Source organism: Dokdonia sp. Hel_I_63, assembly GCF_007827285.1.
Classification (GTDB): domain Bacteria; phylum Bacteroidota; class Bacteroidia; order Flavobacteriales; family Flavobacteriaceae; genus Dokdonia.
The window spans coordinates 780292-795173 of the sequence record NZ_VISD01000001.1 but is presented as its reverse complement, the minus strand read 5'-3'; the positions used below and the strand labels follow the sequence as shown (position 1 = coordinate 795173).

Annotated in this window: 13 protein-coding genes; 7 read left to right on the top strand and 6 right to left on the bottom strand. The window is 38.1% G+C overall.

What is annotated here, in order from left to right:
• The first annotated feature begins 11 nt into the window (after positions 1-11).
• The gene (locus JM84_RS03580) at positions 12-353 is read left to right on the top strand and encodes a hypothetical protein (RefSeq protein ID WP_013750434.1); all 342 of its coding nucleotides are present in this window, start codon (positions 12-14) and stop codon (positions 351-353) included.
• 108 nt (positions 354-461) lie between these two features.
• On the opposite strand, the gene JM84_RS03575 is transcribed toward JM84_RS03580, so the two are convergent.
• The 3 genes from JM84_RS03575 to JM84_RS03565 all read right to left on the bottom strand — a co-directional run bounded on the left by JM84_RS03575 (position 462) and on the right by JM84_RS03565 (position 5848).
• Positions 462-3128 carry a GEVED domain-containing protein gene (locus JM84_RS03575; RefSeq protein ID WP_144782820.1) on the bottom strand — a complete coding sequence of 889 codons (2667 nt, stop codon included), beginning with the start codon at positions 3126-3128 and terminating at the stop codon, positions 462-464.
• A 118-nt stretch (positions 3129-3246) separates the two neighbouring features.
• The gene (locus tag JM84_RS03570; RefSeq protein WP_013750436.1) at positions 3247-4782 is read right to left on the bottom strand and encodes a glycine--tRNA ligase; all 1536 of its coding nucleotides are present in this window, start codon (positions 4780-4782) and stop codon (positions 3247-3249) included.
• Positions 4783-4948: 166 nt separating this feature from the next.
• Positions 4949-5848, bottom strand: a complete 900-nt coding sequence (locus tag JM84_RS03565; protein ID WP_144782818.1) for a hypothetical protein — start codon at positions 5846-5848, stop codon at positions 4949-4951.
• Between the two features lie 37 nt (positions 5849-5885).
• Here JM84_RS03565 and JM84_RS03560 point away from each other — a divergent pair, with 37 nt between their 5' ends.
• A complete protein-coding gene (locus tag JM84_RS03560; protein WP_013750438.1) occupies positions 5886-6566 on the top strand; it encodes a ComF family protein in 681 nt (226 codons plus the stop codon).
• 41 nt (positions 6567-6607) lie between these two features.
• Positions 6608-8272: an Ig-like domain-containing protein gene (locus JM84_RS03555; RefSeq protein WP_013750439.1), complete on the top strand. Its 1665-nt coding sequence runs from the start codon at positions 6608-6610 to the stop codon at positions 8270-8272.
• Here JM84_RS03555 and JM84_RS03550 read toward each other — a convergent pair.
• Positions 8259-9038 (bottom strand): amidohydrolase, encoded by a 780-nt coding sequence (locus JM84_RS03550; protein ID WP_041295805.1) that lies wholly within the window; start codon positions 9036-9038, stop codon positions 8259-8261. The two genes, JM84_RS03555 and JM84_RS03550, sit on opposite strands and share 14 nt — an antisense overlap.
• 67 nt (positions 9039-9105) lie before the next feature.
• Between JM84_RS03550 and JM84_RS03545 the strand changes: the two genes are divergently transcribed.
• From JM84_RS03545 to JM84_RS03535, 3 genes are read left to right on the top strand one after another with little or no spacing between them, the layout of a single operon-like run.
• The gene (locus tag JM84_RS03545; protein WP_144782816.1) at positions 9106-11016 is read left to right on the top strand and encodes a DUF294 nucleotidyltransferase-like domain-containing protein; all 1911 of its coding nucleotides are present in this window, start codon (positions 9106-9108) and stop codon (positions 11014-11016) included.
• Complete coding sequence (locus JM84_RS03540) at positions 11017-11715, top strand: PolC-type DNA polymerase III (protein WP_144782814.1); 699 nt, start codon at positions 11017-11019, stop codon at positions 11713-11715.
• On the top strand, positions 11716-12378 hold the full coding sequence (locus JM84_RS03535) for an HAD family hydrolase (protein ID WP_013750443.1): 663 nt from the start codon (positions 11716-11718) through the stop codon (positions 12376-12378). It begins immediately after the preceding gene.
• A gap of 76 nt (positions 12379-12454) precedes the next feature.
• Here JM84_RS03535 and JM84_RS03530 read toward each other — a convergent pair whose 3' ends face one another.
• Positions 12455-12925, bottom strand: coding sequence for an ankyrin repeat domain-containing protein (locus JM84_RS03530; RefSeq protein WP_013750444.1), 471 nt, complete (start codon positions 12923-12925; stop codon positions 12455-12457).
• A gap of 215 nt (positions 12926-13140) precedes the next feature.
• On the opposite strand from JM84_RS03530, the gene JM84_RS03525 reads away from it, so the two are divergent.
• Positions 13141-13653, top strand: a complete 513-nt coding sequence (locus JM84_RS03525; RefSeq protein ID WP_013750445.1) for a DUF1440 domain-containing protein — start codon at positions 13141-13143, stop codon at positions 13651-13653.
• Here the strand turns inward: JM84_RS03525 and JM84_RS03520 are convergent.
• The gene (locus tag JM84_RS03520; protein WP_013750446.1) at positions 13650-14792 is read right to left on the bottom strand and encodes a methionine aminotransferase; all 1143 of its coding nucleotides are present in this window, start codon (positions 14790-14792) and stop codon (positions 13650-13652) included. The genes JM84_RS03525 and JM84_RS03520 overlap by 4 nt on opposite strands.
• Between the last annotated feature and the right edge of the window lie 90 nt (positions 14793-14882).

Genomic DNA, 14882 nt, shown 5'->3' with positions numbered 1-14882 from the left:
ACTACCTAATTATGAGAACAAGATTATACATTACAGGTATGTCACTTGTGGCAATCATAGCTTTTTCTTGCCGTGGTCAAGAAGCAGTTGCTACAGAGGATACCAAAACAGCACTTATGGATTTTGACACAACTGGATATACTTCTGGAACAATCGTACAATCTAAGGCAGAAGGCGATTGCGAGTGGACTATTAAACTTGAGGATGGACGTCATTTTGACCCCATGACGATAGACAAAGATTTTATGAAGGATGGAGCCAGCGTTTGGTTCAAGTATACTCCACAACGCCGTATGAATAGATGTGACAAAGCTAGCCCTATAGGGATTACGGAAATGAAGATGAATATGTAGACTAGGACGACATTTATTTATTTTCATAAAAAAAGCTCAACAAGTAATTACTTGTTGAGCTTTTTTTCAATTATTGTATATAGCTTATAAACTAACTGCAACAGATATTTATCTAACTACTATCTTCTCAACTAATTTAGATCCACCATCTATATCAGTAAACTGAACGATATAAACACCAGCTGTAACGTATGACATGTCTAAATCATATTTATAACTGTTGCCCTCCTTATTGAGGTTGTTGTGGGCAAGTCTTTGTCCAAGGGTATTGAAAACAGAAATAGCCGCTCTTCCTTCGAAAGGTGTATTTACATTGATGTCAAAATATTTATTATCTGTACTTGTAATATTTAAAGAGGTTTCTAAAAATACATTATTCTCTATTGCTAACACCTCTGGAGTAAAGGTTGCTGTATAATCGTTTGTTCTTCCATACTGAAGATCATCACAAGGGTCATTGACATCGCCAGCACCACTTTCATCTTCCCCCCTTACACGCATAGTCAATGGACCCGCAGTAAGCTGTGCCATATCAAAGCCTGTAACATCAATTGAAAATTCAAAATCAGTATTTTCTGCCGCTACCTGCCCCGAAGATACAAGCTCATCCTCACTAAATGTTGCATCGTCATTTATGTCAATCCAAATTGCAAATGCAGAGTCATCAAAGCCCACTTGGAGAATTCCAGATAATGACTCTGGACTATCGAATGCAAATTCAATACTTGAATCATCACTATAACCCGAAGCTGTACAATTTGTAACTAGGTCATTTTGATTAGCTAATGTAATGGTAGTTACACCGTCACCAAAACCTGCACAATCTCCGTCAGGCTGACATGCAAGTCCCACAGTATTTGTTGCGACACATACCAATGAATCATTTTCTACATTACTATCATTACTTAGCATAGTCGACACATTTAATGTATAATCACCTGGCTCAGATAGATCTGCACCTTGAGCAAATGTAAACTCAGCACTTAGTCCTGGCTCAATAGTCCCAGTGAAAGTTTCAACTACTACTGTGCCATCATTTATGCTGTACTGGACTGTTGGGTTTGCTATTGCATTTGAACCATAATTTCTAATGGTAACAATAATATCCTCATCATCTGTATACTCTCCATCTCCTACAGGAGTCACAATACTAAAAACACTGAGATCATCTGGTTGAGCCGCATCCAATGTGAAATTAGCAACTACATCTCTACGAGATGGATCAAATTGCTCTGTTATAAACCAAAAAGATTCATTTTCTGGATCAAGCGTTAAATGCACATAATCTGCAAACCTATCTGTAGGAGAGGCTGCTGTACTTTTGAAGAGTTCTTGCTCAAATACTGTCATTACACCTAATGGATCACCATCAAAACGCCCAGTATAATTCATTGCAATACGATCTTCATCTGATGATGATATATAACCCATAGCAATATTTCCCTGTGAATCCATCGCCATACTTCCTTGATATGCGTTACGCTTTCCTGGAGTTACATAAGTACCTTCTTGATAGATAGTCCATGGTTGACCATCACCATCTTGTCTTAATTCATACCATCTTATTCCCGCCTTTTCACCTGGGTCTAAAACATCTACAACAAAGTTCATAATCACAGTATTGTAGGTAGGAAAACGCCTATATTGTACTTGATTCATCATTGTGGCTTGCAGTGCATCTACATCTGGCCCACCTCCACCTTGTGGTATATTTGAGAACGAACCACCATCAAAAACGCTTACAAAATCTGCCGTTGTAATCTCTTGAGCAAGTTCTATACTTGCATTTGCAGCATCTGACCAATCTATAGTAGCCTCCCAAACTTTTAAATGATCGTCATCAACTCCGCCCCAAGCATCGTCTTGTAAATAAACAACTGGTACTGGTGTTCCAGCAGGCACACTCTCATCTCCTGTGGTATGAAAACCTTGAGGACTGTAAAATCCGTTCCTTTGTATACCTGGTAGCCCAAAGGTTACAAATTGTGCAGCTTCATCGTTTAACATCTTATTACGTTCAAGTAAAAATACCTGCTCCGTAGTTGAACTTATATTTGCAGTAACGACATAAGATTCTCCAAATACAGAGAATTTTGTATAATCAGGAAAAGCTCCCGCATTGAATTGAGCCTCATAAACATACCAAGGGTCATTAACTGGATCTGGACCTGCAGATATAGCTACATCAAACCCATTGCCTCCAGGGGCACCTCCATTACGAAATTCCGTTATTACATATCTCCCTCTCGGTTTGCCTGCACCATTATCGACATTTGCATCAAAGAAAACAATTGGATCTCCCGTTGAATTTCCTGGAAACAGTGTACTTAAGTTCATTTCTGGAGTAGCATCGGTCCCATCTTTATTAAATATTTTAAATCCTACATTCCAAGCAGCTATGTAATGGTTTGGCCCAGCCGCACCGGTTGGGTCTGATGGTGTAGAAGTAGATATATCTGCAACAAAGGTAGTAAGCGGTGCTTTTGTGTGTGTCATACTGATTTCTTGACTACGCTGAGCATTCACAAGTGGATCATTGCCTGTTGATCCTTTTCCTGGAACAACATTTGGAGTACCGATACCCTTGGCACGGCCAAGTTTTGGAGTTTCATCTGCATATATAAGTGTCCCTGCTTTAATTTGATCTGCGATACTCGGTATTACAACAGGAGCAGAAAGTAACCCACTTTTACTGGCTTTATTAGTTTGCTGTGCAGATACTCCTAAGCTAAACGCTAAGAGACCTGCAACCAACATTGAGTAAATTTGTTTCATAATGTAGTTTTTTAGTGGTTTGCTTGTTAAAAAGATATTAAAAATACAAAAATCTGAATCCAAAGCATAAAAAAACACCCATGAAATGAGTGTTTTTGGTATATATCAATAATTAGATTTAGGCTGTCCAATGTCTAAAATTCACTTTCTTATTAAGGATGTCTGGTAAATCTGTGATTAACACACGTTGTTGCTCCATCGTGTCTCTGTCTCTTACAGTTACCATATTGTCTTCTAGCGTATCATGATCTACGGTAATACAAAGTGGTGTTCCTGCCGCATCTTGACGTCTATAACGACGACCTACTGCATCTTTTTCATCGTAAGCTACGCGATAATCGTATTTCAAATCATCTATAATTTTTTGTGCCACTTCTGGTAGTCCATCTTTCTTTACTAATGGTAAAATAGCTGCTTTTACGGGCGCTAAGATTGCAGGTAGTTTTAACACCACTCTTGACGTTCCGTTTTCTAATTCTTCATCCTGAAGTGAAGCAGAGAATACTGCCAAAAACATTCTATCAAGCCCTATAGATGTTTCTACCACATAAGGCACATAACTCTCATTGAGCTCTGGATCAAAAAATTGTAATTTCTTTCCAGAATGCTCTTCATGTGCTTTAAGATCAAAGTCTGTTCTAGAGTGTATTCCTTCAAGCTCTTTAAACCCAAATGGAAAGTTGAATTCTATGTCTGTTGCTGCATTTGCATAATGCGCAAGTTTCTCATGATCGTGAAAACGATAATTCTCTTCTCCAAGGCCTAATGATTTATGCCATTTTAAACGTGTCTCTTTCCAGTGCTCGTACCACTTCATTTCTTCTCCTGGGCGTACAAAAAATTGCATTTCCATTTGTTCAAATTCTCGCATACGAAAGATAAACTGACGCGCAACAATCTCGTTTCTAAATGCTTTTCCTGTTTGAGCAATTCCGAAAGGAATTTTCATACGCCCTGTTTTTTGGACGTTTAAGAAATTTACAAAGATACCTTGAGCCGTTTCTGGACGTAAGTACAAATCTGTCGCTGTCTCTGCAGATGCTCCTAGTTTTGTGCCAAACATCAAATTGAACTGGCGTACATCTGTCCAGTTTTTTGATCCAGACTCTGGACATCCTATTTCCAGTTCTTCTATAAGTGCTTTTACTGCTGGTAGATCTTCTGCATCTAGATATTGCGCAAGTCGTGCGGTTGCACTTTTTTGCTTCTCGCGATATCCCATAACTCTAGGATTTGTCGCTTCATATTGCACTCTATCAAAGCTTTCTCCAAAACGTTTTGCAGCCTTAGCAATTTCTTTCTCTGCTTTCTGATTGAGCTTTTCTGCATAATCTTCAACGAGTACATCTGCACGGTAGCGCTTCTTTGAATCCTTATTATCAATAAGTGGATCAGAAAATGCGTCTACGTGACCAGAAGCTTTCCATGTAGTAGGGTGCATAAATATTGCGGCATCTAGACCTACAATATTTTGGTTCATTTGCACCATACTCTTCCACCAGTACTCGCGTATGTTTTTCTTAAGTTCAACACCGTTTTGACCGTAGTCATACACAGCACTTAGGCCATCATAAATCTCACTACTACCAAAGATGTAGCCGTATTCTTTTGCGTGAGATATTACTTTTTTAAAATGATCGTCCTGTTGAGCCATAGTTTGTAGATTAATTATGCAATCTATTAATATTGATGAGGTATAAGGTTACGCTTTCGCGAAAGCGTAAAAACCTCTCAAACCAATAAAATAAAGTTATTTGTTTCTGTTTGTAACAAGCTGTAAAAATAGCAATCCCTCCGAAATAACGGAAATTGCGATTGCCCTATTTTAAAGAAAGTATGGTAGAGAGTAGCATGGAGCCTTCGTGGTAGACATTTATAGTGTAATCACCACCTTCCATCTGCTGCACAGGTAGAACAAGCTCGCAGATGGTATATGCGGTTTTATTAAATGCAATCGTAGTTTTTGTATTGTAGCGCACCACAGATCCGTCTTCAAACTTTTCATTACGTTCTACACCAATCATGCGACCTTGGCCATTTAATACTTGTACGTAAAAAGATTTATTCTCTGCCTCTGCAAGTTGATTGTCGTTTACGGTAAAACACACCTGTATCATCTCAACGCGACTTGCTCTAGAAGTCATAAAAAACTTACCGCTATTGCGCTGGATCACTCCTCTTGCTGCGAGATTACTTACTGTAAGACGTGCTCCTTGTGTAAGTCTCTCTGCTAGATCTCTATTAGATTTCTGTATGCTGTCTTGAGATTTTGTCGCTAGGTCTAGCGCTTTTTGTGTTTCTTGCTGTAGTGCAACAAGACGTTTTGTTTCTAATTGTAAGCTATCATTTGCACTTATAAAAAACTCTCGCTCTCGACGCAGTCTTTGTATTTCCATTTGAAACTGCTGCATTTTTGATCTACTCAAGTCGTCGTCTCTTAGTGTTTCCTTGAGTTGTAGGAGTCTTGATTGCGCTTGTTTAAGCGCTCCTTTTAACGCATCTCTCTCTTTTATAAGGGTGCTGTATTTTGACAACTCTTCATCCAGCTGTGCTGTAACTCTTTCTTTATCATTCACTAGCTGTGCCTCACGTTGCTGCACTTCATTTTGAAAATTATAGGTATGAAATCCTAGGCCCGCTACAACTAAGCAGAGTAAGATTACAAGGAGTAATAAGGTGTTATTGGTACTTTTAGTACGCATAGATGTTCTATTATTCACATAAAGGGGTTAATTTAGAAAAAAAAAGTATAAGCCATTGCTACAATCGCTCCGTTCTCTATTTTTTCCAGAAACCTGTAAATCTTGTGACAGCGAACTCATCGCTGCCGAAAATATGATATGTACACATTGTAGGCATACATTACCTCTCACAGATTTTCATAGGTACAACGACCCTGCAATTAAAAAAGTATTTTATGGACGCCTCAATATAGAAAATGCAACAGCATTATTTTATTTTGAAAAGAAAGGTCCTGTGCAAGAACTCATGCATAATCTCAAATACAGAGGACAGCATGAGATAAGCGGCTTTCTAGGAGCATGGCTAGGTGAAGATCTTAAAATTCTTGAAGAATATAGTCGTATAGATGCAGTAGTTCCAGTACCTATACACCCAAAGAAGAAAAGAAAAAGAGGGTACAATCAAGTGGAAGGCTTTGGTAAATCACTAGCTAAAGCATTAGATGCTCATTATGTAGATGATGTGCTTGTCAAATCAAAAAACACAAAAACGCAAGTATTTAAAGGTCGTTTTACACGTAGTGATGAAGTACTTGATGCTTTTTCAATTGTAATGAATAGCAATCTTGAAGGTAAACATATCATACTATGTGATGATATCTTAACGACTGGAGCAACTTTAGAATCATGTGCATTACAACTTCTTAAAATACCTAATATTAAATTAAGTATTGCTGTGATGGCAATAGCACAATAGGTATTTCGTTTTGGTTAAAATAATTGTTTCTTTGTAGTCGCATGACAGATAATCCTTGGTATCATTTTAATAGAAGACGCGTAGCTACATTTATAGTAGTTATGGTGAGTATGGCACTTACTCTCGTAAACTGTGCAAAACGCGGATCTCCTACAGGTGGACCTATGGATAGTTTGCCTCCAGTTTTTGTAAAGTCTACACCTCCTAACTTTACTACAAACTTTGAAGGAGACGAAATACGTATTTATTTTGATGAGTATGTAAAACTCAAAGATCTTAGGAAACAACTTATTATCTCGCCTCCTATTATCAATAGAGTAATCTCTCCACAGGGGTCTGCATCAAAATACATAGAGATTAAAATCCAAGATACACTTGCTCCTAATACGACCTATGTTTTCAATTTTGGGCTTAGCATTGTGGATAATAATGAAGGAAACCCTTTTCCTTCGTTTAAGTATGTGATGTCTACAGGAGACTATATAGATAGCCTTACTGTGTCTGGAACAATTGTAGATGCGATCTTAGACAAGCCTGATAATTTTGTAACCGTGATGCTTTATGAAGCAGATAGCACGTATACAGATTCTACTATTTACAATAAGCCTCCATTATATGTTACAAACACTTTAGATAGCCTCAACACGTTTAAACTAGACTATCTAAAACCTGGAACGTATGCGCTTGTAGCTTTAAAAGATGAAGACGCAAATTATACTTTTCAACCTAAAAAAGATAAGGTTGCTTTTATAGAAGATTTTGTAACGGTCCCAACTGACTCGTCTTATACACTAAAGTTATTTTCAGAAACACCCTCTTATAAAGCCTCCCGCCCTAAACATGCTGCCGAGGGTAAAATAGCTTTTGGTATTAGTGGTTATACAGATAGCATCGCTATAAACCTCTTAACGGATGTGGGAAATAATCACGAAACCACCATCACAAAAAAAGGAGAGGACACTTTATATTACTGGTACAAGCCACGAGTATCACTTGACTCGCTCGTCTTTAATGTAACTGCACCAGGTTATAGTGACACCCTGCAGGCTAGAATACGTAAGCCAAAATTAGACTCTCTAGCCTTTTCTTCAAAATATCGCAATGCTGTGTTGTTAGACAAACCGTATCGCATACTCAGCAATATTCCAATAGACACCATTAATGAGTCTTTAATAACCGTTGTAAAAGACTCTATCGAGATTCCTTTTACATATTCTTTACAAGATAACAGGACCTCTCTAGATATTGATTTTGAGAAAGAGGAAAAAGCTAGTTATAGTATCAAAGCACTACCCAATGCGATTACAGATTTTTTTGGACAACAAAATGATACTCTTTTCTACAAAGCAAATACTAAGGAGTTCTCAGATTATGGAGATATAGAGCTCACCCTAAAAAACGCAAATAACTTTCCTTACATCATCCAGTTAATGGATAAAAGTGATGAGGTTATAGAGACGCAATATTCCCTTCAAGAAACCGTTTTTAACTTCAAACTCCTCAAACCAGGCTCGTATAAAATACGCCTAATAGAGGATGCCAATAATAACCGTCTTTTTGACTCAGGAAATTATTTGCAGAAAAAACAACCAGAAGTAATTATCAATTTCCCTGGAGAAATTGATGTACGTCCCAGTTGGTTTGCCAAAGAAACATTTGAGCTACTTCCTAAGAAGACAAAGGTTAAGGATACTATTCAAGAGTAAATCTGTCTTTGTCTTCTAGAAAAGGCAGTTTACTTCTCGTATTCTTAATATGCGTTTTAGTTAATGTCGTAGTCACTACACCTTCTTGAGTATGAGCTGTGACTATCTCTTCTCCTAAGACATTATATACAGCAGAGTGCCCTATATATTCAAGGTTATTACCGTCTACTCCCACGCGATTTACCCCAATGCAATAAGACATGTTTTCTATAGCTCTAGCTTTAAGTAGCGTATCCCAAGCAGCTATTCTAGTTTTTGGCCAATTTGCAACGTAAATAATGAGATCATAATCAAATGTATTACGCGCATACACCGGAAAACGCAAGTCATAACAAATCTGTGGAAAAATCTTCCAGCCTTTATAATCGATAAGTACCTGTTCATTACCTGCTTTATACTGCTCTCCCTCGCCAGCCATATTAAATGTATGGCGTTTATTATAGCTCGTTATTTCACCTTCTGGAGTGACAAATAAAAACCGATTGTAATAGAGACCTTCTTCACTTATTATTAAACTTCCGCAGATGGCTGCTTGTGACTTTAAGGCCTGGCGCTTCATCCACTGGACAGTATCTCCATCCATAGTTTCGGCTAGGGATTGCGGACTCATAGAAAACCCAGTGGTAAACATCTCTGGTAGTACAATAAGGTGAGTTCCTTCAGGCACCTTTGCCATCAATGTTCCTTGATGTGCTCTATTACGATTTGCGTCTTCCCAATAAAGCGAAGTTTGTATAAGACTTACTTGTAATGTTTCTGATTTCATAGTATAAAGATACATTTATGGTAGAACTTTCCATCTGTACTATCTTTACAATGAATACGTACACGCTATGCAAAACACAATTGCTCAAAGAATCTATGATTTTTTAAAACAGTTTCCACCATTTCAATTTATGGCCGAAGGTGATTTGCTGGATATTTGTAGCCAAGCTTCTGTACTTTACTTGGATAAGGATGAAGTCATTTTTAATCGTGATCAAGCTTATTATGATCGTTTTTATATCGTTCAGCAAGGGGCTATAAAACTCACTAGACCATCCAAGGATGTGATTAAGGTGGTAGACATTTGCGATGAAGGAGACCTTTTTGGTCTTAAAGTAACCTCTACAGATACTTATAGAACGACTGCTACGGCAAAGGAAGAGACGATACTCTATACATTACCTATGGAGGAGTTTTCCGCTTTCGCGAAAGCGAACAAAGCCATTTCAAACTACCTTATCGCTAGCTTTGCATCAAACATAAAAGATCCATATACCTTACAGCAAAGTGGCTCTTTACTGAACACCTATGAGCCCGAACGTAGCGCACATTTATTAGGGTTAGAACAAGCACGATATAGCACATCTATCATCACTTGCTCTCCAGAAACTTCCATACAAGAAGCAGCAAGATTGATGCAACAACATCGTATAGGATGTTTAGTAATTACAGTCAATGCAGTTCCAGTAGGTGTTCTCACAAATCGAGAATTGCGCAATGCTATTGCAAATAATATTATCTCTAGTGATCACGTAGTAGGTGATGCAATGATTACTCAGGTTGTCTGTGCCGTTACAAAAGTAACCGTAGCTCAAGCGCAACTTATACTCCTCAAAAATGGAATAAGTCATCTCATAATTACCGAGGACGGTACAGCTAGCACAAAGGTAGTAGGTCTGTTAAGTAAACATGATATTGTGGTAGCTTACGGTAACAGTCCCGCCGAACTCGTAAAGGAAATAAAACGAGCAAAAAAAACCAAAATGCTACGATTTACTTGGGAAAAAGCAACACTTCTTCTTGGGCGCTACCTAGACCAAAACTTACCTATATCACATATTCTTAATATTTTTTCTGAGCTTAAAGATGCTCTCATGCAACGCACTATGGAGCTCTCATTAAGTAAGATGGCACATAATCCTCCAGTATCATTTACATGGCTTGCATTAGGAAGTCAAGGTCGAGAGGAGCAATTACTCTATACAGATCAAGATAACGCTCTTATTTATGAGGATGTGTCACCAGAAACTAATGAGGCGACTAAAAATTACTTTCTGCATCTAGCAAATAGGATGAATAAACGCCTTCATAAAATAGGTTATGATTACTGCCCTGCAGATATGATGGGAAGTAATCCGCTATACTGTTTATCACTTTCTGAATGGAAAGCGCAGTTTTCTACATGGGTTAAAGATCCATCTCCAGAAAGCATGTTGCTATCGGGAATATTCTTTGACTATAGAATGGTCTATGGAACTCAGGAATTAGTAGGAGAACTTACCGCCTCTATTTATGACCAGCTATCTACATCTTCTGTCTTTTTTAGATTTATGGCAAAGGATGCACTTAAAAACCCGCCGCCGGTGAGTTTCTTTCGCAACTTTCTTGTGGAGTCAGATGGTGCACATAAAGATGAATTTGATATAAAAAACCGAGCTATGGCTCCATTAATAAGTGGCGCCAGAGTGCTTTCTCTTTACCATAACCTACGCAACATAAATCATACCTCAGAACGTTTTGAAAAGCTTGCAGAGCTAGAACCTCAAAACAAAGAACTCTTTGAAAGCTGCGCATACGCATTTAAAGCACTTCTTAAATTTAGAGTCAAACAAGGGTTGCGCAACGATGATAGCGGCCGCTTCATTAAACTAGCAGATTTATCTAAAGAGGAACGTCTCAAACTAAAACGATGCTTTAAGCCACTGCGCGATTTACAAGAAGTGGTACGTGTACGCTTTCAAACTCAAAATTTGAGCTAGATGGGATTATTTACTACATCACCTCAAAGAGATTATCCTTCCTTCTGGACACAGTATCTTGCTGCTTTTGCTCAGGAGAGAAGTCAGGCAGGCTTTTTAGGTAGTACTCTAGATGGAAAAAAGCTTCATACCACTCGTTTTGTAGTATTTGACACCGAAACTACGGGTTTACATTATAAAGAAGATCGTATTCTATCTATAGGAGCGGTAACCGTGATTAATAATGAGATTTCTGTAGCACAGAGCTTAGAGCTATACCTCAAACAAGATATATACAAGCCTGAAAGTGCAAAAATACACGGCATCCTCCGCAATGGAAGTTATGAGCAAGTAAATGAACAAGAGGCCATAGAAAAGTGCTTAGAGTTTATAGGAACAGATATTCTCATAGGGCACCACATAGGTTTTGACGTTGCAGTAATTAATTCAGCCCTCAAACGTGCTCAGCTGGGAAAATTAAAAAACAGAGTACTCGATACAGAAACGTTGTACAAAAGACTTGTGCATCCTATAAACAGACCTTTACAAGAAAAAAGGTACACGCTAGATGAACTTGCCGAGGCTCTCAAAATCCCTTTGCACGATAGACATACCTCTGCCGGAGATGCGCTTATTACAGCCATTGCTTTCATAAAAATCGTAAAGCGATTAAACAGCGATGGGTCACTTACCGTTAAACAATTATTCAGAAAAAACTAAATGATTACAAAAGACACACTTTTCGTTTTTGATATTGATGGAACACTTACAGATAGTATCCCAACATATCTCCCTGTTATAACCAAAGTTCTAGCAGATATAGGACTTCAAGATATAGACACCGATTATGACAACTATCTACACCATACAGATCTGTATGCGCTAGAATATAATTACGAGCGTACTTTTAACAAGAAAGCTCCAGCCAACTTAAGATATGAGCTAGATCATTTATTAGGCGAAGAATTATCTAAATGCAACCCTGTGAGTGAAATCCCAGGGGCGCGTTCGTTATTATTAAAATTGCAAGAAATGCATATTCCATTTGCTTATGGAACGGGTGCTTTTCCAAAAGCTACTGCTATAAAAATGGAGGGCTCTCAAGTTCCTTTTATTCCTGAAGTGCTTGCAACTTCGTTACATAATATTTCTCGAGTGGGGTTTGTAAAAGAAGCAATACAGAAGTCTGAAGAATATTACAATAGAACGTCCTTTGATAATATCATTGCTGTAGGTGATGGGCTTTGGGATTTAAAAGCCGCACAAGAACTCGATATTTCGTTTTTGGGTATAGGCACAAAAAATCGTGAAGCGATGCTAGATAATGGCTGTAAGAATTGGGTAGAAGATTATAGAAAATTTGACCTAAACTCACTAAAGTAAGATGTGAAAACTATTTATGCTTGAGACTGTTTTTGACGGGTCACATTTTCGCGAAAGCGGCATAGCAGCAACAAATCTATTTTTCCTCTAAGATTTCCATCAGGTTTGTAGATCCTTGCATTTTTGCATGATCAAAAGCGGTGTTACCTTTTTCATCTTTATGAGACAAGTTGGCACCATTTTCAATAAGCATTTGTGCTATTTCTGACTGCGCAAAAGTAGCTGCATAAATGAGGGCTGTAGCATGATTAAGATTAACAGCATTTACATCTGCCCCACTCTCGATAAGTAGTTTTGCAATTACTGGGTATCCTTTAAAACAAACACCCATAAGCGCAGTGTTACCAGAACTATCCTTTGCATTAAGATCTGGCTTTTGCTTTAAAATAGCCTCGCTTATGTCCTGATTTCCGTAGTAAGTGGCAAGTAATAAAGGGGTAGAACCGCGTTGATCTTTAATATTTACAAGTTCTGGATGAGCAGTAATAATTGCTTGCACCATCTCTAGATCTCCGTTGCGTATTGCGTCAAATAATTTGTCATTCATAACTTACAGTCTATACTTTGTGAAGCACCTTACCTACTTGCTCCGAAAACATAAAGATAAAAACAAAAATGATATACTCAGTTTTATTTAACGTCTCTTGATAGAATTGATATTTATATGTTGCTATAGCTGTTTAATTAATTGTTAATTATAATTATCTTAAGACCTCTACTAGGCCTTAAAAAGTACTTTAGGGTCATAAAACACTAACTACTATGAGTAATACTGCACTTTCTAACTGGCTTGAAAAAGATAATATAGCATCTACCGCTACTCGCGGAGTGATTGCTGGAGTATTAGGTGGTCTAGCAGGTACCATTGTTAAAAGCGCTATAGAACGAGTATTACCAGTAAGACAACCCAATACTGAGAGTGCACAACTTAAGCTAGTAGATAACATCTCTGAGAAGCTTACCGGAGAACCTGTGAGCACATCAAATCGTGATCTCGCAGAACAATTAGTTAATATCCCTATTGGCCTTACATTAGGAGCTAGTTTAGGCTATGCAAAGCGTGATAGACCAGAAACCAACCTTGTAGAGGGAGCGCTCTTTGGAACTACGGCATATCTAGCAACACATGAAACCTCACTACCATTAATGGGTCTAGAAGACGAGCCTAAAGATATACCAGTAAAATTACAAGCAAATGAATTTCTTGCACATGTAGCCTTTGGGGTTACAGCAGAGCTTATACGTGGATGGGTTGCTCGTAAACTAGACGACTAGATACTAGTTAAAATTTCGGCAGCTTTTTTGAGTGTTTCGTCATCTTTTGCAACACAAAATCGTAGCATTTTAAAATCTTCTTGATCCACATTAAATACCGACGTTGGTATAGACGCTAGTTTATAGTCTATGGTTAACGCTTTCGCGAAAGCGGTATCACTCTCATTAGTAATAGCAGAATAATCCAGCATCTGAAAGTAGGTGCCTGCGGCAGGCTTTGCTGTAAATCGCGAACCTTCAATTAGGTTTAAAAACAAATCTCTTTTCTGCTGATAAAAATCGTTGAGTTCTAGATAATGACTAGGCTCCTTGAGGTACTGAGCAAAGGCTTTTTGTGATGGATGGTGTACAGAAAACACATTAAACTGATGTACTTTTTGAAACTCTGCCATCAACTCTTTTGGAGCAACTGTATATCCCATTTTCCATCCTGTGTTATGAAAAGTCTTCCCAAAGGATGCCGTAATAAAACTGCGTGCTCTTAATGCTGGGTAACGAGCCACACTCTCATGACGCTTGCCATCAAAGACTATATGCTCATACACCTCATCACTCAATAATATTATATCTGTACCTTCAAGAATGCGCTCTAACTCCAGCATATCTTCTTTATCAAGAATAGTACCCGTAGGATTGTGCGGAGTATTAATGAATATCATTTTAGTCTTAGGCGTGATAGCATCTTCCACCGATTTCCAGTTTACTTTATAATCTGGTGCTTTGAGTTGGATAGGGACTACTTTACCGCCATTTACAATTACTGCAGGCTCATAACAATCATAAGCTGGCTTTAATATAATTACTTCATCATCTGTACGTATAAAAGCAGATACGATTGTGTAAATAGCTTGGGTAGCTCCAGCAGTTACTGTAACTTCTGTCTCAGGATGATAATCACTTCCATATAAGGTATTGAGCTTTTGAGTGATTTGTTCTCGCAAGCTGTAAACACCTTGCATAGGAGCATACTGATTATACCCATCACTCATTGCTTTCGTAACTAGCTGTTGCAGTTTTGGATCACTATCAAAGCCCGGAAATCCTTGTGCAAGATTAATGGCTTGATGTTCGTGAGCCATCTTACTCATCACCGTAAAAATGGTAGTACTAACGTCAGGAAGTTTTGAATGAAAGTGCATGTATTATCTTTGGATTAAAGATAAGGCATCTCAAAAGATTACATACAAATTTTGTAGTATAGGACTCTTAAGTCCGCACAAGGCACTACA

What these genes read in the sequence shown, in the direction of transcription:
- JM84_RS03545 (WP_144782816.1), top strand. Translation starts at nt 9,106, where the DNA reads ATGCAAAACACAATTGCTCAAAGAATCTATGATTTTTTAAAACAGTTT.
- JM84_RS03570 (WP_013750436.1), bottom strand. Translation starts at nt 4,782, where the DNA reads ATGGCTCAACAGGACGATCATTTTAAAAAAGTAATATCTCACGCAAAA.
- JM84_RS03575 (WP_144782820.1), bottom strand. Translation starts at nt 3,128, where the DNA reads ATGAAACAAATTTACTCAATGTTGGTTGCAGGTCTCTTAGCGTTTAGC.
- JM84_RS03580 (WP_013750434.1), top strand. Translation starts at nt 12, where the DNA reads ATGAGAACAAGATTATACATTACAGGTATGTCACTTGTGGCAATCATA.
- JM84_RS03525 (WP_013750445.1), top strand. Translation starts at nt 13,141, where the DNA reads ATGAGTAATACTGCACTTTCTAACTGGCTTGAAAAAGATAATATAGCA.
- JM84_RS03530 (WP_013750444.1), bottom strand. Translation starts at nt 12,925, where the DNA reads ATGAATGACAAATTATTTGACGCAATACGCAACGGAGATCTAGAGATG.
- JM84_RS03535 (WP_013750443.1), top strand. Translation starts at nt 11,716, where the DNA reads ATGATTACAAAAGACACACTTTTCGTTTTTGATATTGATGGAACACTT.
- JM84_RS03540 (WP_144782814.1), top strand. Translation starts at nt 11,017, where the DNA reads ATGGGATTATTTACTACATCACCTCAAAGAGATTATCCTTCCTTCTGG.
- JM84_RS03550 (WP_041295805.1), bottom strand. Translation starts at nt 9,038, where the DNA reads ATGAAATCAGAAACATTACAAGTAAGTCTTATACAAACTTCGCTTTAT.
- JM84_RS03520 (WP_013750446.1), bottom strand. Translation starts at nt 14,792, where the DNA reads ATGCACTTTCATTCAAAACTTCCTGACGTTAGTACTACCATTTTTACG.
- JM84_RS03555 (WP_013750439.1), top strand. Translation starts at nt 6,608, where the DNA reads ATGACAGATAATCCTTGGTATCATTTTAATAGAAGACGCGTAGCTACA.